General features: G+C 63.5%; 19 protein-coding genes. 10 read left to right on the forward strand and 9 right to left on the reverse strand.

Annotation, left to right across the window (positions count from 1 at the left end; all coding sequences use genetic code 11):
* Positions 1–31: 31 nt before the first annotated feature.
* Both OVY48_RS04175 and OVY48_RS04180 read left to right on the forward strand, forming a co-directional pair.
* Entirely contained in the window at positions 32–172 is a 141-nt protein-coding gene (locus OVY48_RS04175) for a hypothetical protein (RefSeq protein WP_313921898.1), read from the forward strand.
* A 79-nt stretch (positions 173–251) separates the two neighbouring features.
* A complete protein-coding gene (locus tag OVY48_RS04180; protein WP_313921899.1) occupies positions 252–530 on the forward strand; it encodes a hypothetical protein in 279 nt (92 codons plus the stop codon).
* 229 nt (positions 531–759) lie between these two features.
* On the opposite strand, the gene OVY48_RS04185 is transcribed toward OVY48_RS04180, so the two are convergent.
* Positions 760–1,404, reverse strand: coding sequence for a glutathione S-transferase family protein (locus tag OVY48_RS04185; protein WP_037480450.1), 645 nt, complete (start codon positions 1,402–1,404; stop codon positions 760–762).
* 116 nt (positions 1,405–1,520) lie between these two features.
* On the opposite strand from OVY48_RS04185, the gene OVY48_RS04190 reads away from it, so the two are divergent.
* Positions 1,521–3,128, forward strand: coding sequence for an alpha-glucosidase (locus OVY48_RS04190; RefSeq protein WP_037480453.1), 1,608 nt, complete (start codon positions 1,521–1,523; stop codon positions 3,126–3,128).
* A gap of 3 nt (positions 3,129–3,131) precedes the next feature.
* On the opposite strand, the gene OVY48_RS04195 is transcribed toward OVY48_RS04190, so the two are convergent.
* The 6 genes from OVY48_RS04195 to OVY48_RS04220 are packed head-to-tail and all read right to left on the reverse strand — an operon-like array spanning position 3,132 to position 9,179.
* Entirely contained in the window at positions 3,132–4,127 is a 996-nt protein-coding gene (locus OVY48_RS04195; RefSeq protein WP_037480456.1) for an NAD(P)H-dependent flavin oxidoreductase, read from the reverse strand.
* Positions 4,127–5,290 (reverse strand): acetyl-CoA C-acetyltransferase, encoded by a 1,164-nt coding sequence (locus OVY48_RS04200; RefSeq protein WP_037480459.1) that lies wholly within the window; start codon positions 5,288–5,290, stop codon positions 4,127–4,129. Before OVY48_RS04200 ends, OVY48_RS04195 begins: the two co-directional genes overlap by 1 nt.
* Positions 5,291–5,294: 4 nt before the next feature.
* A complete protein-coding gene (locus tag OVY48_RS04205; protein ID WP_037480462.1) occupies positions 5,295–6,077 on the reverse strand; it encodes an enoyl-CoA hydratase/isomerase family protein in 783 nt (260 codons plus the stop codon).
* Complete coding sequence (locus OVY48_RS04210; protein ID WP_037480465.1) at positions 6,077–6,838, reverse strand: 3-hydroxyacyl-CoA dehydrogenase; 762 nt, start codon at positions 6,836–6,838, stop codon at positions 6,077–6,079. The genes OVY48_RS04205 and OVY48_RS04210 overlap by 1 nt, the downstream gene beginning before the upstream one ends.
* 20 nt (positions 6,839–6,858) lie before the next feature.
* Complete coding sequence (locus OVY48_RS04215; RefSeq protein WP_037480468.1) at positions 6,859–8,043, reverse strand: acetyl-CoA C-acyltransferase; 1,185 nt, start codon at positions 8,041–8,043, stop codon at positions 6,859–6,861.
* Positions 8,044–8,054: 11 nt separating this feature from the next.
* Entirely contained in the window at positions 8,055–9,179 is a 1,125-nt protein-coding gene (locus OVY48_RS04220) for an acyl-CoA dehydrogenase family protein (RefSeq protein ID WP_037480831.1), read from the reverse strand.
* Between the two features lie 85 nt (positions 9,180–9,264).
* Here OVY48_RS04220 and OVY48_RS04225 point away from each other — a divergent pair, with 85 nt between their 5' ends.
* Positions 9,265–9,894 carry a TetR/AcrR family transcriptional regulator gene (locus OVY48_RS04225; protein WP_076605624.1) on the forward strand — a complete coding sequence of 210 codons (630 nt, stop codon included), beginning with the start codon at positions 9,265–9,267 and terminating at the stop codon, positions 9,892–9,894.
* Here OVY48_RS04225 and OVY48_RS04230 read toward each other — a convergent pair whose 3' ends face one another.
* Positions 9,895–10,764 (reverse strand): LysR family transcriptional regulator, encoded by an 870-nt coding sequence (locus tag OVY48_RS04230; protein ID WP_313921900.1) that lies wholly within the window; start codon positions 10,762–10,764, stop codon positions 9,895–9,897. It lies immediately after the preceding gene.
* An 86-nt stretch (positions 10,765–10,850) separates the two neighbouring features.
* Here OVY48_RS04230 and OVY48_RS04235 point away from each other — a divergent pair, with 86 nt between their 5' ends.
* Positions 10,851–11,999 (forward strand): isovaleryl-CoA dehydrogenase, encoded by a 1,149-nt coding sequence (locus OVY48_RS04235; protein WP_037473652.1) that lies wholly within the window; start codon positions 10,851–10,853, stop codon positions 11,997–11,999.
* 85 nt (positions 12,000–12,084) lie between these two features.
* Complete coding sequence (locus tag OVY48_RS04240; protein WP_313921901.1) at positions 12,085–13,686, forward strand: carboxyl transferase domain-containing protein; 1,602 nt, start codon at positions 12,085–12,087, stop codon at positions 13,684–13,686.
* A 17-nt stretch (positions 13,687–13,703) separates the two neighbouring features.
* On the opposite strand, the gene OVY48_RS04245 is transcribed toward OVY48_RS04240, so the two are convergent.
* On the reverse strand, positions 13,704–14,138 hold the full coding sequence (locus tag OVY48_RS04245) for an endonuclease domain-containing protein (protein WP_037473656.1): 435 nt from the start codon (positions 14,136–14,138) through the stop codon (positions 13,704–13,706).
* A gap of 274 nt (positions 14,139–14,412) precedes the next feature.
* Between OVY48_RS04245 and OVY48_RS04250 the strand changes: the two genes are divergently transcribed.
* The 4 genes from OVY48_RS04250 (at position 14,413) to ilvD (ending at position 19,336) form a co-directional block, all read left to right on the forward strand.
* Positions 14,413–14,910, forward strand: coding sequence for a hypothetical protein (locus tag OVY48_RS04250; RefSeq protein ID WP_069064333.1), 498 nt, complete (start codon positions 14,413–14,415; stop codon positions 14,908–14,910).
* Positions 14,907–16,805, forward strand: coding sequence for an acetyl/propionyl/methylcrotonyl-CoA carboxylase subunit alpha (locus OVY48_RS04255; RefSeq protein ID WP_037473658.1), 1,899 nt, complete (start codon positions 14,907–14,909; stop codon positions 16,803–16,805). Before OVY48_RS04250 ends, OVY48_RS04255 begins: the two co-directional genes overlap by 4 nt.
* A 124-nt stretch (positions 16,806–16,929) precedes the next feature.
* Positions 16,930–17,388 (forward strand): MaoC family dehydratase, encoded by a 459-nt coding sequence (locus OVY48_RS04260; RefSeq protein ID WP_037473660.1) that lies wholly within the window; start codon positions 16,930–16,932, stop codon positions 17,386–17,388.
* Between the two features lie 97 nt (positions 17,389–17,485).
* Positions 17,486–19,336 (forward strand): dihydroxy-acid dehydratase, encoded by a 1,851-nt coding sequence (gene ilvD / locus OVY48_RS04265; RefSeq protein ID WP_313921902.1) that lies wholly within the window; start codon positions 17,486–17,488, stop codon positions 19,334–19,336.
* Positions 19,337–19,340 lie beyond the last annotated feature (4 nt).

The raw sequence follows: 19,340 nt of genomic DNA on the forward strand, positions 1-19,340 counted from the left end.
GCTTTCTCCATAAGATAAATGGAGAGAGACCATGCTGTTATTGGCGCGGTATCTGGATTGGTTTTGTCGGCAATGTGCCGCCGGTGCGCAGGATGAACTGCGCCTCAATCAGTTGATCATCAGCGCGCGGGCACCGCAGCCGCACAAGGATGCTGCGCCGCAGCGCCGCTAAACCCCGCTTCTTCGCCCTTGCCTCTCTGCCTTTCCCGCGCCATGGCACGGGCGATAGCGCGGCGGAGGAAAGCAGAGCCATGAGCAAGGACCGCCCGCAAGAGCTGCGCGACATTGTCGAGCGGATCGGCCAGCGGCCTGCCAACCCGATTACCCGTGCGCGCCAGATGGTGGAGCAGGAAGTGCCCGTCGCCAGGCGCGGCCCAGGCTGGGACCGGCATTGGCGCGAACTCGAAGCCTATCTCGAAGTCGGCGTCGTCTGGCGCGACCCAGCCAAAACCACCTGCGTCGACCCTGCAGGGCCGGAGGGCGAAACGCCACCAGACAAAAAAAGGGCCGATCCGAAGACCAGCCCGTAAAAGTTTTAGGAGAGGATGCCTGAAAGGCGAGTTTGTTTTCGCCCCAATGGCGTTTTGCTGCAAGTGCGAAAGCATCATGTGCGATTGCAAAATTTGCATCCGTAGCGCAATGCAACGCTTTCCGTAGGGTAATTGATCGCTGCCCTGTGGCGTTGTGGTGGGCGATCGCTGGTTGCGACTCGGCGAATCACTTGCTGATCCATGCTTTACGCACAGCGTTTGGCTGCCTTTATGATGACTGCGCGAAAACCGCCAACTGATCGGCGAAGGCGTGCTTAAAGGCCGGGCGCGCCTCGCCACGAGCGACATAGGTACATAGATTGGGATAGGCGGTCAGCAGGCCGGATATGGTCAGCCGACGCAGCACAGTGACCATCAGCAAATCGCCCGCGCTGAACGCACCATCAAGCCATTCCGCATCATCCAAATGCTTTGACAGGGCGTCGAGACGGTGGCGAGTCTGATCGTCCATCATCTGCAGACGTTCAACATGCCAAGGCTTGTCGCGTTCAGTGAACATGGCGCTTTCGCGATGGAGGATCGGGGGCTCCACCGTGCTGAGCGCCGCGAACATCCAACTGATGGCCCGCCCTCGCGCGATGTCATCGTCCGGCAACAGGCCGGGATGCTGCTGTGCGATGTGGAGGACGATCGCGCCGGATTCGAACAGCCTCAAATCTCCTTCCTCATAGGTCGGGATTTGCCCGAACGGATGCAGCGACTGATGCGGGGCTTCCTTCATCGCCGCAAAGGACAACAAGCGAACCGCATAAGGCTGGCCCACTTCCTCCAAGGCCCATCTGACCCCCATATCGCGTGCCAGCCCCCGGCCGCGATCGGGCGATTGGGCAAAAGCGGTGATGGTGATAGCCATTGTGAGGGTCCTGCATTCTGCCGACGATATGCGCAGGCTTCACCTCTCCCGTCCGGCATGCAAGAGTGAGTCGATATTTTCGTCCACCGCCAATCCCTGACCCGAAAAGGCCAGCCATGACAGCAGCGTCCCCGCAGACCGATCAGCCCTGGTGGAAGGGCGCGGTGATCTACCAGATTTATCCGCGCAGCTTTCAGGACAGCAATCATGACGGCGTGGGTGACCTGAACGGCATCACCCAGCGATTGGAGCATGTCGCCAAATTGGGCGTGGACGCGATCTGGATATCGCCCTTCTTCACCTCGCCGATGCGCGATTTTGGCTATGATATCGCCGATTATTGCGGCGTCGATCCGGTCTTCGGCACGCTCGCCGATTTCGACGCGCTCATCGCCCGCGCCCATGCGCTGGGCTTGAAGGTCACGATCGATCAGGTCTATGCCCATAGTTCCGACCTCCACGACTGGTTCGTGCAGAGCCGCGCCGACCGCACCAATGCCAAGGCCGACTGGTATGTCTGGGCCGATCCCAAGGCCGACGGCAGCCCGCCCAATAATTGGCAATCGGTATTCGGCGGCCCGGCCTGGACCTGGGACGCGCGGCGCGGTCAATATTATATGCACCAGTTCCTGGCCAGCCAGCCGCAGCTCAACGTCCATAACCCGATGGTTCAGGATGCGTTGCTGGACGTCATGCGCTTCTGGCTGGACCGCGGCGTCGATGGCTTCCGCCTCGATGCGCTCAACCACGCGATGCACGATCCCGATTTCCGCGACAATCCTCCCGCGCCCGATGATGGCAGCCCCCGCACCCGGCCTTTTGATTTCCAGATCAAACGCTACAGCCAGTCGCATCACGCCATCGTCCCCTTCGTGGAACGCATCCGCGCACTATGCGACGCCTATGGTGCGATCTTCACGGTCGCCGAAGTGGGCGGCGCACTCGCCGAGCACGAAATGAAGGCCTTTACCGCCGGCGATCATCGCCTCAACAGCGCCTATGGCTTCACCTTCCTCTACGCGCCCGCGCTCACGCCAGCGCTAGTGGCGGAGACGGTCGACCAATGGCCGGACGAGCCGGGCATGGGCTGGCCCAGCTGGGCGTTCGAGAATCACGACGCGCCGCGCGCGCTGTCGCGCTGGTGCGCGCCCGAAGATCGGCCTGCCTTTGCGCGCATGAAGATGGTTCTGCTGATGGCGCTGCGCGGCAACGCCATCCTCTATCAGGGCGAGGAACTGGGCATCACCCAGGTCGACATCCCCTTCGAGCGATTGCAAGACCCCGAAGCGATCGCCAACTGGCCGCTCACCCTGTCGCGCGATGGCGCGCGCACGCCGCTGCCTTGGTCGGCCGATGCCATACAGGCGGGCTTTTCCAGCGTCGAACCCTGGCTGCCCCATGGCGACGATCATCTCGCTCTCGCCGTGGACGCGCAGGAGGCCGACCCCGAATCCCTCCTCACCTTCACCCGCAACATGCTGACGCTGCGCAAGACCAACCCGGCGCTACGCCATGGTGCGCTCGCCATCCTGGTTGCCGACACCGCCTGCCTCGCCTTCCGCCGGACCAGCGGCGACCAGTCTTTGCTCTGCATCTTCAACCTGTCGCGCGAGGCCATGGACTGGCCCGCTGGCGTTGACGGGTCAGGTCGCATCCTGAGCGCCGTCAACGGAGCATCGTCGGCCAGCCTGCCGCCATTCGCCGCCCTGCTGATCGAACAGTGACGCTCAGGCGGCGACCCGTTCGCCGCTCAGCATCTCGCTCAACCGACCGCGGATGATCGCCTCGGCATCCGCCACGATGCGCTTCACCAGCGCGTCGCAGGTCGGGATGTCGTGGATCAGGCCTTGGACCTGCCCGGCCCAGACCAGCCCCGCGTCCAGATCGCCCGTTTCCAGCGCAACCCGCCCCTTCGCGCCCGATACGAGCGGCTGGATGTCCTGAAACTCCGCGCCGTCGCGCGACGATATCTCGACCACCTGATCCGACACGCTATTCTTGGCGACGCGCCCCGTATTGTGGAATTTGCGGAAGATCAGGTTCGTGCCCCGCTCGTCATTATCGACCAGAAACTGCTTCACATTGTCATGGATCGGCGCTTCCACCGTCGCGCAGAAGCGCGTGCCCATGTTGATGCCGTCCGCCCCCAGCGCCAGCGCGGCGGCAAGACCGCGCCCGTCGCCGAAGCCGCCACTCGCGATCATCGGGATCGTCAGCTTGTCGGCCGCCGCCGGGATCAGGATCAGCCCCGGAATATCATCCTCGCCCGGATGCCCCGCACATTCGAACCCGTCGATCGAGATCGCATCCACGCACATCCGCTGCGCCGATAGAGCATGACGGACGGCCGTGCATTTATGCACGACGATGACGCCGTGCGCCTTGAAATCGTCGACATGCTCCTGCGGCTTATGCCCCGCCGTCTCGACGATCTTGACCCCGCTATCGATGATCGCCTTGCGATATTCCGCATAAGGCGGCGGACTGACCGACGGCAATATGGTGAGGTTCACGCCGAACGGCTTGTCGGTCATCGCACGGCAGCGATCGATTTCGCGCCGCAGATCGTCGGGCGTCGGCTGGGTCAGCGCGGTCAATATGCCCAAGCCACCGGCATTGGAGACGGCCGCGGCCAGTTCCGCCTGGCCGACCCACATCATGCCGCCCTGCACGATCGGATGCTCGATCCCGCACAGGTCTGTAAAGCGCGTCCTGATCCCCATTACAGCGCTTCCACGATCGTCACATTGGCAACGCCCCCGCCTTCGCACATCGTCTGCAAGCCATAGCGCTTGCCCTTGGCGCGCAGGGCATGGATCAGCGTGGTCATCAGCTTGGTGCCACTGGCGCCCAGCGGATGGCCGAGCGCGATCGCGCCACCATGAACGTTGAGCTTCGCCGGGTCCGCGCCGATCGCCTTGAGCCATGCCATCGGGATCGCGGCAAAGGCTTCGTTCACTTCGAACAGGTCGATGTCGTTGAGGCTGAGGCCCGACCGCTCGAACGCGCGCCGGGTCGCCGGAATCGGCTCCTCCAGCATGATCACCGGGTCACCCGCCGTCACCGTCAGGTTGACGATGCGCGCAATGGGCTTGAGGTTGAAGCGCTTGATCGCTGCCTCGCTCGCCACCAGCACCCCCGAAGCGCCATCGGTCATCTGGCTGGCATTGGCTGCGGTGATGGTGCCGCCTTCCTCCAGCGTCTTGACGCTGGCCATCGCCTCCATCGTGCCGCCGCGGCGCACGCCGTCATCGGTGTCGAACAGGCCTTCGGGCGTCCCCACGCCGACGATCTCGCCCTTGAACGCACCGCTGTCGATCGCGGCGGCCGCCTTGGCATGGCTGGCTAGCGCAAAAGCGTCCATATCCTCACGGGTGAAGCCATATTTGTTGGCGATCATCTGCGCGCCATGGAACTGGCTGAACTCGGCCACACCATAGCGGTTCTGGATGCTCTTGGGCCATGGCCCGATGCCGACGCCCGCCGCCGCGTGAAGCTGATAGTTGGAACCCATCGGCACCCGCGTCATGCTTTCCGCGCCCGCGGCAATCACCAGATCCTGCGTACCGGACATGATCGCCTGCGCCGCGAAATGCAGCGCCTGTTGCGAGGAACCGCATTGCCGGTCGATGGTGACGGCGGGCACGCTGTCGGGCAGCTTCGACGCCAGCACGAGGTTGCGGCCAAAGGCAAAGGCCTGTTCGCCTGCCTGACTGACGCAGCCGACGATGACATCCTCGATCGCAGCGGGATCGACGCCCGTGCGATCGACCAGCGCATTGAGGATGGTCGCGCCCAGATCGGCGGGATGCACGTCGATCAGGCCGCCCTTGCGGGCGCGGCCACCGGCGGTACGGACGGCTTCTACGATATAGGCGTCGGCCATGGTCTCAAACTCCCCTAAAATTGGCGGGGCGTTTTGCAAGCAATGCGCTTAGCCCCTCTTCACTTTCCTGTCCCGCGCCTGCCGCCGCCATGCTCCGCAATTCGCGGTCCAGCTGCGTCTCCAACCCGGTCTCGAAACTGTCGGCCAGCAGCGCGCGGCTGGCGGCCAGCGCCGCCATCGGCGCATCGGCCAGCGCGGTGGCGACGCGCAGGCCTTCGTCGACCAGCGCTTCGTCATCGACGATCCGCGTGACCAGCCCGATCGCCTCGGCCTCCTCCGCCTTGATCCGGCGGTTGGTCAGGATGATGTCCTGCGCCTTGCGCAACCCCACCAGACGCGGCAGCAACCAGCTAAGGCCCCCGTCCGGCGTCAGGCCGATCGCGCCATAAGCGGCGGTAAAATGCGCCGACCGCGCGCCGATTACCACGTCACCCAGCATCGCCAGGCTGAACCCCGCGCCCGCCGCCGGGCCGTTGACCAATGTGACCAGCGGCTTGGGCGCGCGCGCCAGCCGGGCGACGGCGGCATGAAAGGTTGCGATCAATTCGCTCAGCACTTCCGATCGCTTGTCGCCCGCACCGGCCAGCAATTGCACATCGCCGCCTGCGCAGAATAACCGCCCATTGCCGGTCAGGACGATACAGCGGATCGCCGCGTCGGTTTGGCACCGGATCGCGGCCGCCAGCAGCGCGCGCGCCAGCGGCAAAGTGATGGCGTTGCCTGCCTCTGGCCGGTCAAGCGTGATCCGCCCGATGCCGTCCTCGACCGTAAAGGCGATCCCGTCCATCAGCGCGGCGCCATGCGGATTGCACCGTCCAGGCGGATGACATCGCCGTTCAGCATCGGGTTGCGGACGATGGACTCCACCAGTTGCGCATATTCGGCCGGTTTGCCCAGGCGACTGGGATGCGGCACCTGCGCGCCCAATGCATCCTGCACATGCTGCGGGAAGGCTTCGAGCATCGGCGTCAAGAAAATGCCCGGCGCGATCGTCATGACGCGAATCTTATGTTGCGCCAGGTCACGCGCGATCGGCAATGTCATCCCGACGACGCCGCCCTTCGACGCGCTGTATGCTGCCTGTCCGATCTGCCCGTCATAGGCCGCGACCGATGCGGTGTTGACGATAACACCACGCTCGCCGTCAATCTCCTCGGCCGCGGCCAGCCGCGCCGAGAATTTGGAAATGACGTTGAATGTGCCGATGAGGTTGACGGTCACCGTCTTGGCAAACGTATCGAGCGGATGCGGCGCATTCTCCTTGCCCACCGTCTTGACCGCAGGTGCGATCCCCGCGCAGTTGACCAGGATGCGCGCTACGCCATGCGCGGCCTCCGCCGTGTCCAAACCGGCCGCGACGCTGGCATCATCGGCGACATTCACCGAGACATAGACCCCGCCCAGTTCCGCCGCGACGGCCTTGCCCGCTTCTTCGTTCAAGTCGAAGATCGCAACCTTCGCGCCCTGCGCCGCCAGCATCGTCGCGGTCGCCCGGCCAAGCCCCGAAGCGCCGCCCGTAACAATGGCGGCCAAACCTTTGATATCCATAACAACCAACCCCTAAACTATCAGACCAGCTCGATCGCCATCGCCGTCGCTTCACCACCACCGATGCACAGGCTGGCGACGCCGCGCTTCAACCCGCGCGTTTCCAGCGCCCCGATCAACGTCGCGACGATGCGCGCGCCCGATGCGCCGATCGGATGGCCAAGCGCCGTAGCGCCGCCATTGACGTTCAGCTTCTCCGCCGGAATGCCCAATTCCTTGGCGGCGATCATCGCGACGACGGCAAAGGCTTCGTTGACCTCGAATAGATCGACATCGTCCACCGACCAGCCTGCCTTTTCCAGCAGCTTGCGCATTGCCGGAACCGGTGCGGTCGTGAATTTCGATGGCTCATGCGCGTGCCCTGCGGTCGCGACCACGCGGGCGACAACCTTCATGCCTTGCTTGTCCGCGACGCTCTGCCGCGTCATCACCAACGCTGCCGCACCGTCCGAAATGGACGAGGCATTGGCCGCCGTGATCGTGCCATCCTTGACGAAAGCGGGCTTGAGGCCGGGAATCTTGTCCGGCCGTGCCTTGCCCGGTTGTTCGTCGGTATCGACGATCGTGTCGCCGCCCCGGCCCCTGACCGTCACCGGCGTAATCTCGCGCACGAAAACACCGCTGCCGATCGCCGCATTGGCGCGTTCGAGCGAGCGGATGGCATAATCATCCTGATCCTGCCGCGTGAACTGATAATCGCGCACCGCTTCCTCGGCGAACACACCCATCGCCTTGCCCGGCTCATAGGCATCTTCCAGCCCGTCCATCATCATCGTGTCGATGATCCGGTCATGGCCGATCCGCGCCCCGCCACGATGCTTGGGCAGGGCATAAGGCGCATTGGTCATGCTCTCCATCCCGCCTGCAATCACGACATCCACCGCGCCGGATGCCAGCGCTTCATGCGCCATGATCGCGGCCTGCATCCCCGATCCGCACATCTTGTTGACGGTGGTGGCTTCGGTGTTGAGGCCAAGCCCCGCACCCAATGCCGCTTGCCGCGCCGGCGCCTGCCCCAGTCCGGCTGGCAGGACGCACCCCATATAGATGCGATCGACCGCATCGACCGAAACGCCCGCCCGCTCGACCGCGGCCTTGACTGCCGCCGCGCCCAGTTCGGTGGCCTTGAGGCCCGACAAGGCACCCTGAAACCCGCCCATCGGCGTGCGGGCATAGCTGGCGATAACTACCGGATCGTCCTGCATATCAATTCCTTTCAAAGACTGCGCGCGATGACCATGCGCTGGATGTCCGATGTGCCCTCGTAAATTTGGCACACGCGCACATCGCGATAGATTTTGGCGACGCCATATTCTTCCAGATAGCCATAGCCACCCAGCGTCTGGAGCGCGCCCGATACGATCTGTTCGGCGGCTTCCGACGCGAACAGCTTGGCCATCGACGCTTCGGTCAGGCAGGGCAGGCCCGCATCCTTCACCCGTGCGGCGTTCAGCACCAGCTGCCGCGCCGCCTCCAGCCGGGTGGCGAGGTCAGCAAGGCGGAAGCCCACCGCCTGATGCTCCATGATGGGCTTGCCGAAACTCCGGCGTTCCTTGGCATAGGCGACCGCGATGTCCATTGCCGCCTGCGCCATGCCGACGCATTGCGCGGCGATGCCGATGCGGCCCGTCTCCAGATTGGCAAGCGCAATGCGATAGCCCTGCCCCGGCTGGCCGATCAGCAGATCATCCTCGACGAACATATCATCGAACCGCAGCGCGCAGGTGTCCGACGCGCCCTGCCCCAACTTATGCTCGACCTTGTCGACGCTGAAACCGGGTCGGTCGGTCGGCACGATGAACACGGACAGACCTTTCTTGCCCGCATCGGGATCTGTCACGGCGGCGACCATTACCAGTCCGGCGATCTTGCCCGACGTGATGAACTGTTTGGAGCCATTAATGCGCCAGCCGCCATCGACCTTGGTCGCGCGGGTGCGCACGGCGGACGCATCCGATCCGGCATCGGCCTCAGTCAGGGCAAAGGCACCGATGATCCGCCCCCCAATCAGGTCGGGCAGGAAGCGCGCCTTCTGCGCCTCGCTACCATCCTTGAGCAGGCCGGACACGAGGATGCTATTCTGGATAGAAACGATGGTGGACAGTGCCCCGTCCGCCGCCGCCAGTTCGATCAGCGCCAGCGCGTAGGACACCGCGTCCGCCTCCGCCCCGCCATAGCTTTCCGGCGCCGTCATGCCCCACAGGCCGAGGCCTGCCATCTCCTCGAACAGCTCAGGCGGATAGCCGCCCTCCGCTTCGAAGCGCATGCTATGCGGACGGATGGTTTCCTGCGCGAAACTGCGCACCGTATCGCGAATGGCCGTCTGAATTTCCGTCAGCATAAAACCCATTCGTCTCCTATATACTCGTCGGTATATTGATTATCCGCAGGTTTCTTGTCAAGGGTGGAGCCGTAAGGAGAATAGCTTGCCTCTGCCCAATGCCGCCCCCTCCCCCTTCCGATCGCGCGAAGAGCGCGAGCGTGACCGCGAGGAAAAGCGCGAAGCCGTGCTGCGTGCAGCAGTGCGGATGTTCAACGCACGCGGTTTTCACGCGACGTCGCTCGATGATGTCGCGGCGAGCCTGGGGATCAGCAAGCCGACCATCTATCATTATCTGGGCAATAAGGAGCAGGTGCTGATCGAATGCGTGACGCGCGGGCTGGAATTGCTCAGCGCCGCCGCCGATACGGCCCGCGCCCAGCCCGGCGATGGCCTCGCCCGACTACGCAGTGTCCTGCGCAGCTATGCGCTGGTGATGATGGATGATTTCGGTCGATGCGTGGTGCGCACCGGCGACGAATTTCTCTCCCCCGAAGGCGCGGCGCTATTTCGTGCGCGCAAGCGGGCGATCGACCTGTCGATCCGGGCGCTGATTGAGGACGGGATCGCCGATGGCTCGATCGCACCGGTCGATGTGCGGATGACGGCCTTCACCCTGGCGGGTGCGCTCAACTGGCCGGGCCGCTGGCATGCGCCGGACGGGCCATTGACCCCCAGCGAGATCGCCAACGCGATGGTTGATATATTGATCGGCGGCCTCGCCCCGCGCGCCTGATCAGTCCGCCAACACGCTGCGCGCCGCCGCCACGATCGGCGGCGGTGACGCGGCCAGCGCTTCGGACGTCGTGGCATAGAGCAGCCCGATGGTGCGCGTCTGGTCGAACCCCGCCAGCCGCGGTCGGGCGACATCCGGCGCGGCATAGCTGATCGGCATCAGCGTGATCCCCACCCCCGCCGCCACCATCTGCATCACCCGTTCGTCATTGACCGACCGATAGGCGAAATGCGGCCGCACGCCGCGTTCGGTGAAGAAGCGGCTCGTATTCGACAGAACCTCGCAATGGCGGCGCACGATCATCACATCCTCGTTCAGCGTCTCGGCCGCGACCGATGCCTGCCCGGCGGCGGGGTGATCCAGCGGCACGGCCAGCGCATAGCCCTCCTCGCGCAGCGGTTCTTCCAGAAACCGGTCGCTGCCCCGCCCGACCAACGTCAGCGCACAGTCGATCCGTCCGCGCGCAACATGGCCCAGCAATTCCCGCTCGGTCCCTTCCACCAGTTCCAACCGCGCGTCAGGGTCGATGCCGCGCGCCGCGCGCGTGATCGCTGCGATCGTCGCACCGGGCAGGCTGCGGATCACCCCCATCCGCGTCAGCGGCCCTTGCGCCGCGCCCGCCAGCATCTGCTGCGCCAGGTTGAACTCGCCCTCGATCCGCCGCGCATGGGCCAGCAGGCGCGATCCCGCCTGCGTCAGCTCGACCCGATGCCCCGATCGCAGGAACAAGACCCCGCCCAGCGCCCGCTCCAGCTTGGCGATCCCGACCGAGAGCGTCGGCTGCGCCACATTGCAATGCCCCGCCGCGCGTGAAAAATTGCCATGGTCGACCACGGCCAGGAAATAACGGAGCTGATAACGTTCGATCATAGATGCCATCTATGACACCCTGCCAATTCTTTCAATTTTGAATTGGTGGCTGGCTGCGTTAGTCTTGCGGCAAATAGGAGAGGCCAATGAGCAATTTCGATTTCGCCCTGGGCGAAACCGCCGACATGATCCGCGAAAGCACGGCGCGCTTCGCCGCTGACAAGATCGCGCCGCTGGCCGCCGAAATCGACGCCAAGGACTGGTTCCCCCGCGACCTGTGGCCGCAAATGGGTGCGCTTGGCCTGCATGGCATCACGGTCGAGGAGGAATGGGGCGGCCTTGGCCTTGGCTATCTCGACCATGTCGTGGCGCAAGAGGAAGTCGCGCGCGCCTCCGCTTCGATCGGCCTGTCCTATGGCGCCCACTCCAACCTCTGCGTCAACCAGATCCGCCGCTGGGGCACCGACGCGCAAAAAGCGAAATATCTGCCCAAACTTATCTCCGGCGAGCATGTCGGCAGCCTCGCCATGTCGGAAGCGGGTGCAGGTTCGGACGTCGTGTCGATGACGCTGAAAGCGGAAAAGCGCGGCGACCGCTATATCCTCAACGGCACCAAGTTCTGGATCACCAACGCGACCTATGCCGACACGCTGGTCGTCTACGCCCGCACCGGCGAAGGCAGCCAAGGCCTCACCACCTTCCTCATCGAAAAGGGGATGAAGGGCTTTTCCATCGGCCAGAAGATCGACAAGATGGGGATGCGCGGCAGCCCCACCGCCGAACTGATCTTCGACGATTGCGAAGTGCCGGAAGACAATATCATGGGGGCGCTCAATGGCGGCGTCGGCATCTTGATGTCGGGCCTCGACTATGAGCGCACGGTGCTGGCGGGCATACAGCTTGGCATCATGCAAGCCTGTCTCGATACCGTCATTCCCTATGTCCGCGACCGCAAGCAGTTCGGCAAAGCCATCGGCACGTTCCAGTTGATGCAGGCCAAGATCGCCGACATGTATGTCGCGCTCAACAGCGCGCGCGCCTATGTCTATGCGGTCGCCAAGGCCTGTGACGCCGGGCGCACAACCCGCTTCGACGCGGCGGGTGCGATCCTGCTGGCGTCGGAAAATGCGGTGAAGGTCGCGCTCGAAGCCGTGCAGGCCTTGGGCGGCGCGGGCTATACCAAGGACTGGCCGGTCGAACGCTATCTGCGCGACGCCAAGCTGCTCGACATCGGTGCCGGCACCAACGAAATCCGCCGGATGTTGATCGGCCGCGAGGTCATCGGCGCACAATGATCCTCCCTCAGCTTGCTGGGGAAGGGAGACCGCCCGAAGGGTGGTGGAGGGGCAGGTGCCCCAGAACACAAAGTAGAGGGCCAAAGTGACCGCACCCATCCTCGACACCAAAGTCCTGCGCGATAGCGAAGCCTTCCGCGCCAATGTCGCGCACAACCGCGCGCTGGCCGAAAAATTGCGCGCCAAGGTCGCCGAAGCCGCGCAGGGCGGCTCCGCCAGCGCACGCGACAAACACACCGCGCGCGGCAAACTCCTCCCGCGCGATCGCGTCGAGCGCCTGCTCGATCCCGGCTCGCCCTTCCTCGAAATCGGCCAGCTTGCCGCCAATGGCCTTTATGGCGATGAAGTCCCCGGCGCTGGCCTGATCGCCGGGATTGGCCGGGTGTCGGGCCGACAGGTCATGATCGGTTGCAACGACGCCACGGTGAAGGGCGGCACCTATTACCCCGTCACCGTGAAAAAGCATCTGCGCGCGCAGGAAATCGCGCTCGAAAACCGCCTGCCCTGCATCTATCTGGTCGATAGCGGCGGTGCGAACCTGCCCAATCAGGCGGAGGTCTTCCCCGACCGCGACCATTTCGGCCGCATCTTCTACAATCAGGCGAACCTGTCGGCGCAGGGCATACCCCAGATCGCCTGCGTCATGGGCAGTTGCACCGCGGGCGGCGCCTATGTCCCCGCCATGTCCGACGAGACCGTCATCGTCCGCAACCAGGGCACGATCTTCCTCGCTGGCCCGCCGCTGGTGCAGGCCGCGACCGGCGAAGTCATCACCGCCGAAGATCTGGGCGGCGGCGACCTGCATGGCCGCAAATCGGGCGTGGTCGATCATGTCGCCGACAGCGACGATCAGGCGCTGACCATCGTCCGCGACATCGTCTCGACTCTGCAACCCGACCGCCAGCCCGACCTGAACTTGCGCGAACCCCGCCCGCCCAAATATGACGCGAGCGACCTCTATGGCATCATCCCCGACGATGTTCGCGCCCCCTATGACGTCCGCGAAATCATCGCGCGCATCGTGGACGGCAGTGAGTTTCACGAGTTCAAGGCGCTCTACGGCACCACGCTCGTCTGCGGCTTCGCCCATATCTGGGGCATGCCCGTCGCGATCCTCGCCAATAACGGCGTGCTATTCAGCGAGAGCGCGCAAAAGGGCGCGCATTTCATCGAACTCGCCTGCCAGCGCCGCATACCGCTCCTGTTCCTCCAGAATATCTCCGGCTTCATGGTCGGCGGCAAATATGAGGCGGAGGGGATCGCCAAGCACGGCGCCAAACTCGTCACCGCCGTCGCCACCGCGCAGGTGCCCAAGGTCACCGTCCTGATCGGCGGCAGTTTCGGCGCAGGCAATTACGGCATGTGCGGCCGCGCCTATCAACCCCGCTTCCTCTTCACCTGGCCCAATGCCCGCATCAGCGTGATGGGCGGCGAACAGGCCGCGTCCGTGCTGGCCACCGTCCACCGCGACGCAAGCAAATGGACACCGGAGGAAGCCGAAGCCTTCAAAGCCCCCGTCCGCCAGAAATATGAGGAAGAAGGCAACCCCTATTACGCCACCGCCCGCCTGTGGGACGACGGCGTCATCGACCCAGCACAAACGCGCGATGTGCTGGGACTGGCCTTCTCTGCGGCGCTGAATGCGCCGGTGCCGGACAAGGCGCAATTCGGCCTGTTCCGGATGTGATGGCGGTGAGCACCCCCCTAAAATTCCTCCCCCAGCTCGTCTGGGGGAGGGGGACCGTCCGGCGCAGCCGGATGGTGGAGGGGCAATCGCGCCGTCGCCTCAGTCACGATCTCTCGCGTGACCGCATCCAGATCGGCCAACACGTCCCGCGCGGCAATGCGCAGTGTATGGATGTTCGCTTCGGCAAACCATCGGTCACGTTCAACATCCCGTTCGATTTGCGATCTGTCGGCATGGCCCTCGCCATCGATCTCGATCGCAAGCCGTGCATCGCTGCAATAAAAATCCAGAATATAAGGCCCGCTGGGATGCTGCCGACGAAATTTCAGACCGTTCGGTCGCGCACGAAGACCTTGCCAGACAAGCACTTCCGGCAGTGTCATCGCGCGGCACAACTGCCGGGCTTTGCGCACAGTGGCTGTTCGTGCCTTGGGCGCCCCATCTTTCAGCATTGTGCCATCACCCCTCCACCATGCTTCGCATGGTCCCCCTCCCCGAGACAAGCTCGGGGAGGATTTTCTGGAGTAGCTCCATGATCCAATACCTCCTCATCGCCAACCGCGGCGAAATCGCCTGCCATATCATCCGCGCGGCAGTAGAACGACGGCGTCATAGACGCGGAGCAGACCCGCAACGTGCTAGGAATGGCGCTCGTCCTGACGCTGAATGTGCTGGCGGACGTGGAAGCGCATTTCGGCCTGTTGCCGCTGTGATGGAGTGGAGAATATGAAGACGATTGCGCAAAGCGCTGAATTTGGATGTGGCCCGGCATGTTTGGCAATGCTCGCTGATATTTCCCTAGATAAAGCACTAGAAGTCTGCGGTGAGCAGGATTGGGAACGCGAGGGTATTAGTGAAAAAGACCTTCGCGCTGCCTTCGCGAACCGGGGTTATGCGATGGGCGAGGGCATAAAGATCAGCGAGGATAGACACACTCTTCTGAAAATATCAGATGATGCCCTGCTTTGGGGACCAATTCTGGAAAGAGATTGGGATAAGCGCCGCTTGCATCCTTGGAATGGCGTCACGGAAAGGGCCAGATTTACCTTCAAGGCACCGCTCCTGCAAAGCATCGTTAGAGTGAGCGACGAAAGCACAAAAATATCGATTGAAACCTATGATCATTGGGCGGTCTGGGACGGCAAGATGCAGGTCGTGAGAGACCCTTATGGTTACCTTTCGCCCTTTGCTCCCGCTTATTATTACCCGGTTTCAAGATCATGATCCAATCCCTCCTCATCGCCAATCGCGGCGAAATCGCCTGCCGTATCATCCGCACCGCGCGGGCCATGGGCATCCGCACCGTGGCCGTCTATTCCGACGCCGACGCGAACGCCCTCCACGTCCGCTCCGCCGACGAAGCCGTCCATATCGGCCCGTCCCCGGTGCGCGAATCCTACCTTATGGGCGACCGCATCATCGCCGCCGCGCGCGAGACCGGCGCGCAGTCGATCCACCCCGGCTACGGCTTCCTGTCCGAAAATGCCGAGTTCGCGCAGGCCGTCATCGACGCGGGCCTCATTTGGGTCGGCCCCAACCCGTCCTCCATCACCGCCATGGGTCTCAAGGACGCCGCCAAGCAATTGATGCAAAATGCAGGCGTTCCCACCACGCCCGGCTATCTCGGCGCGGACCAGTCCCCCGCCCATCTCGCGGCGCAAGCCGACGCCATCGGCTACCCCGTCCTCATCAAGGCCGTCGCAGGCGGCGGCGGCAAGGGGATGCGCAAGGTCGACGCCCCGGCCGACTTCGCCGACGCGCTTACCTCCTGCCAGCGCGAAGCCGCGTCCAGCTTCGGCAATGATCATGTCCTGCTCGAAAAATGGGTCACCAACCCGCGCCATATCGAGGTGCAGGTCTTCGGCGACAGTCATGGCAATGTCGTCCACCTGTTCGAACGCGACTGCTCGCTCCAGCGCCGCCACCAGAAGGTGATCGAGGAAGCCCCCGCACCGGGCATGGACGAAGCGACCCGCGAGGCGATCTGTTCCGCTGCCGTCCGCGCCGCGCAAGCGGTGAACTATGTCGGCGCAGGCACGATCGAATTTATCGCCGACGGCAGCGAAGGCCTGCGCGCTGACCGCATCTGGTTCATGGAAATGAACACGCGGCTCCAGGTTGAACATCCCGTGACGGAGGAGATCACCGGCGTCGATCTGGTCGAATGGCAGTTGCGCGTGGCAAGCGGCGAACCGCTGCCGCTGGCCCAGGACCAGCTCAACATCACCGGCCACGCCATGGAAGCGCGACTGTACGCGGAAGATCCAGCGACGGGTTTTCTGCCTAGTCCGGGGAAAATCGAAAGATTTGTTTTCAATTTAGGTGCGCGGGTCGAAGCTGGCGTGGACGAAGGCGACACCGTCAGTACGTTCTACGATCCGATGATAGCTAAAGTCATTTGCCATGGCGCTGATCGGGAAGAAGCACGAACTGGCCTCCTCAGATGGATGGATCGCAGCTACATAAGTCCATTAAAAACCAACAAGGCCTTCCTTTTCGCTTGCTTATCCATGCCGAATTTTCGGGATTGTATTCTGGATACGGGCTTGATCGAGCGTGAAGGCGAGAAGTTGACGCATGTGGACGGGCCTTCGCCTAAAACGATCCTCACTGCGGGTCGCAGGTTCCGACGTGATTGGTTGACCTACGAGGACGTTGATGAGCGGCACATGAAGGTTGGGCTGATGGGCTTCCGATTGAATGCGTCCGCAAAGCTGACCGTTGACCTTTATGAGGTGAACGGCGCGCGCGTCGTCACGGACGTTACAAGCGATGACGTGCTTACCGGCCTAGCCTCTGATTTCGACCCTGATGGAACCATCATCGTCACCGAAGCGGGGCAAAGCTGGTTGTTCAGCAGCACTGCTCCCAGAACCATTGGTGCGGACGCCGCCTCCGACGGTGCGATCCTCTCCCCCATGCCCGGTCGCATCATCGCGGTTGCCGTCGCGGCGGGTGACGCTGTAGTCAAAGGCCAGAAACTCCTGACGCTCGAAGCCATGAAGATGGAGCATAGCCTGATCGCCCCGTTCGATGGCACCGTTGCCGAACTGAACGCAGCCGAAGGCGGTCAGGTGAGCGAGGGCGTGTTGTTGGCCAAGATCGCCAAAACCACTTAGCCGCTGTCCTACAGCCCGCCTTTCGGGCTATGATGCGGGCCAGCCCTCCGTTTGAAATATTCAGTCCCCATCTTGGCATATAATGTCAAAAACTGCGGGAAATATGCGAAGTTAAGGGAAAAACATGGCCGGGCGCTTTTACGATCAATGGACCATCGGCGACACGATCACCCATGATATCCGCCGCACCGTGACGGAGACCGACAATCTTCTGTTCACGACGATGACGCATAATCCGCAGCCGCTGCATCTCGACGCCGAGTTCGCCAAAGCCAGCGAGTTCGGCCAGATCCTCGTCAACGGCACCTTCACCTTCGCGCTGATGATCGGGCTGTCGGTGGGCGACACGACGCTCGGCACGCTCGTCGCGAACCTTGGCTATGACAGACTGGTGATGCCAAAGCCCGTGTTCATCGGCGACACGCTGCGCTGCGACTCCGAAGTCACCGACTTGAAGCCCAGCAAATCGCGGCCCGGCGCAGGCATCGTCACCTTCACCCATCGCCTGCGCAACCAGCGCGACGAGATCGTCTGCCAATGCCTGCGCATGGCTCTCCTCCAGGGGAGCGGCGCGGCGGCGTAAGAAAATGGCGCACAGGGCCGCCAAAAGGAATAATTTGTTCCAAAGCTGGCCCCTGCGCTGTAGAGGGGCCGCCTCAAAGCCCTGAAGGACCGCCATCATGCCTGCCTATCGTTCACGCATCACCACCCACGGCCGCAACATGGCGGGCGCGCGCGGCCTGTGGCGGGCAACGGGGATGAAGGACGAAGATTTCGGCAAGCCGATCATCGCGGTGGTCAACAGCTTCACCCAGTTCGTGCCGGGCCATGTCCACCTCAAAGACCTCGGCCAGCTGGTCGCGCGCGAGATCGAGGCAGCAGGCGGCGTCGCCAAGGAATTCAACACCATCGCGGTCGATGACGGCATCGCCATGGGCCATGGCGGGATGCTCTATTCGCTGCCCAGCCGCGACCTGATCGCCGACAGCGTCGAATATATGGTCAACGCCCATTGCGCCGACGCGATGGTCTGCATCTCCAATTGCGACAAGATCACGCCCGGCATGTTGATGGCCGCGATGCGCCTCAACATCCCCGCCGTCTTCGTCTCCGGCGGCCCGATGGAAGCCGGCAAGGTCGTGATGCGCGGCAAGGAGGTCGCGCTTGATCTGGTCGACGCGATGGTCGTGGCCGCCGACGAAAGCTATACCGACGAAGAAGTCCAGACCATCGAACGCTCCGCCTGCCCGACTTGCGGCAGTTGTTCGGGCATGTTCACCGCCAATTCGATGAACTGCCTGACCGAAGCGCTGGGGCTGTCGCTGCCGGGCAACGGTTCGACGCTGGCGACCCATTCGGATCGCGAACGGCTGTTCCGCGAGGCGGGGCATGTCATCGTCGATCTCGCGAAGCGCTATTATGAGCAGGACGACGAAACCGCCCTGCCCCGCACCATCGCCAGCTTCGCCGCGTTCGAAAATGCGATGAGCCTCGACATCGCCATGGGCGGCTCGACCAACACCGTCCTCCATCTGCTCGCCGCCGCGCATGAGGGCGGGGTCGATTTCACGATGGCCGATATCGATCGCCTGTCGCGCCGGGTGCCGTGCCTGTGCAAGGTCGCACCCGCCAAGCAGGACGTCCATATGGAGGATGTCCACCGCGCCGGTGGCATCATGGCGATATTGGGCGAACTGGAACGCGCCGGGCTGGTCGATACGTCGCTCCCCACCGTCCACGCCCCGACCATGGCGGCTGCGCTCGCCCGCTGGGACATTGGCCGCACCAATAGCGAGGAAGTCCGCAATTTCTTCCGCGCGGCCCCCGGTGGCGTGCCCACCCAGACCGCGTTCAGCCAGTCGGCGCGTTGGGAGGAACTCGACACCGACCGCGAAAAGGGCGTGATCCGCTCGGCCGAGCATCCCTTCTCGAAGGATGGCGGGCTTGCGGTTCTCTATGGCAACCTCGCGCCCGAAGGCTGCATCGTTAAGACCGCGGGCGTGGATGACTCCATCCTGACCTTCCACGGCACCGCGCGCGTCTATGAAAGCCAGGATGCCTCGGTCGTCGGCATTCTCGGCAATGAGGTCAAGGCTGGCGACGTCGTCGTCATCCGCTATGAAGGGCCGAAGGGTGGCCCCGGCATGCAGGAAATGCTCTATCCGACCAGCTATCTGAAATCCAAGGGGCTGGGCAAGGAATGCGCGCTCATCACCGACGGGCGCTTTTCAGGCGGCACGTCGGGCCTGTCGATCGGCCATGTCTCGCCGGAAGCCGCTGAAGGCGGCCTGATCGCGCTGGTTCAGACCGGCGATCCGATCGTCATCGACATTCCCAACCGCGTCATCAAGCTTGACCTGGACGACGCTGTCCTGGCCGAGCGCCGTGCCGAGATGGAGAAGATGGGCGTCAAGGCCTGGAAGCCCTTTGGCCGCAAGCGCGCCGTTTCCCCGGCCTTGCGCGCCTATGCCGCGATGACCACCAACGCCGCCAAGGGCGCGGTACGCGACGTCAGCCAGATCGAGAAATAAGCAC

Source organism: Sphingobium sp. SA2, assembly GCF_032227065.1.
Lineage (GTDB): Bacteria > Pseudomonadota > Alphaproteobacteria > Sphingomonadales > Sphingomonadaceae > Sphingobium.

Coding starts and splice junctions, on each gene's coding strand:
- OVY48_RS04175 (WP_313921898.1), top strand. CDS start 32: ATGCTGTTATTGGCGCGGTATCTGGATTGGTTTTGTCGGCAATGTGCC.
- OVY48_RS04180 (WP_313921899.1), top strand. CDS start 252: ATGAGCAAGGACCGCCCGCAAGAGCTGCGCGACATTGTCGAGCGGATC.
- OVY48_RS04185 (WP_037480450.1), bottom strand. CDS start 1,404: ATGGCTATCACCATCACCGCTTTTGCCCAATCGCCCGATCGCGGCCGG.
- OVY48_RS04190 (WP_037480453.1), top strand. CDS start 1,521: ATGACAGCAGCGTCCCCGCAGACCGATCAGCCCTGGTGGAAGGGCGCG.
- OVY48_RS04195 (WP_037480456.1), bottom strand. CDS start 4,127: ATGGGGATCAGGACGCGCTTTACAGACCTGTGCGGGATCGAGCATCCG.
- OVY48_RS04200 (WP_037480459.1), bottom strand. CDS start 5,290: ATGGCCGACGCCTATATCGTAGAAGCCGTCCGTACCGCCGGTGGCCGC.
- OVY48_RS04205 (WP_037480462.1), bottom strand. CDS start 6,077: ATGGACGGGATCGCCTTTACGGTCGAGGACGGCATCGGGCGGATCACG.
- OVY48_RS04210 (WP_037480465.1), bottom strand. CDS start 6,838: ATGGATATCAAAGGTTTGGCCGCCATTGTTACGGGCGGCGCTTCGGGG.
- OVY48_RS04215 (WP_037480468.1), bottom strand. CDS start 8,043: ATGCAGGACGATCCGGTAGTTATCGCCAGCTATGCCCGCACGCCGATG.
- OVY48_RS04220 (WP_037480831.1), bottom strand. CDS start 9,179: ATGCTGACGGAAATTCAGACGGCCATTCGCGATACGGTGCGCAGTTTC.
- OVY48_RS04230 (WP_313921900.1), bottom strand. CDS start 10,764: ATGATCGAACGTTATCAGCTCCGTTATTTCCTGGCCGTGGTCGACCAT.
- OVY48_RS04235 (WP_037473652.1), top strand. CDS start 10,851: ATGAGCAATTTCGATTTCGCCCTGGGCGAAACCGCCGACATGATCCGC.
- OVY48_RS04245 (WP_037473656.1), bottom strand. CDS start 14,138: ATGCTGAAAGATGGGGCGCCCAAGGCACGAACAGCCACTGTGCGCAAA.
- OVY48_RS04250 (WP_069064333.1), top strand. CDS start 14,413: ATGAAGACGATTGCGCAAAGCGCTGAATTTGGATGTGGCCCGGCATGT.
- OVY48_RS04255 (WP_037473658.1), top strand. CDS start 14,907: ATGATCCAATCCCTCCTCATCGCCAATCGCGGCGAAATCGCCTGCCGT.
- OVY48_RS04260 (WP_037473660.1), top strand. CDS start 16,930: ATGGCCGGGCGCTTTTACGATCAATGGACCATCGGCGACACGATCACC.
- ilvD (WP_313921902.1), top strand. CDS start 17,486: ATGCCTGCCTATCGTTCACGCATCACCACCCACGGCCGCAACATGGCG.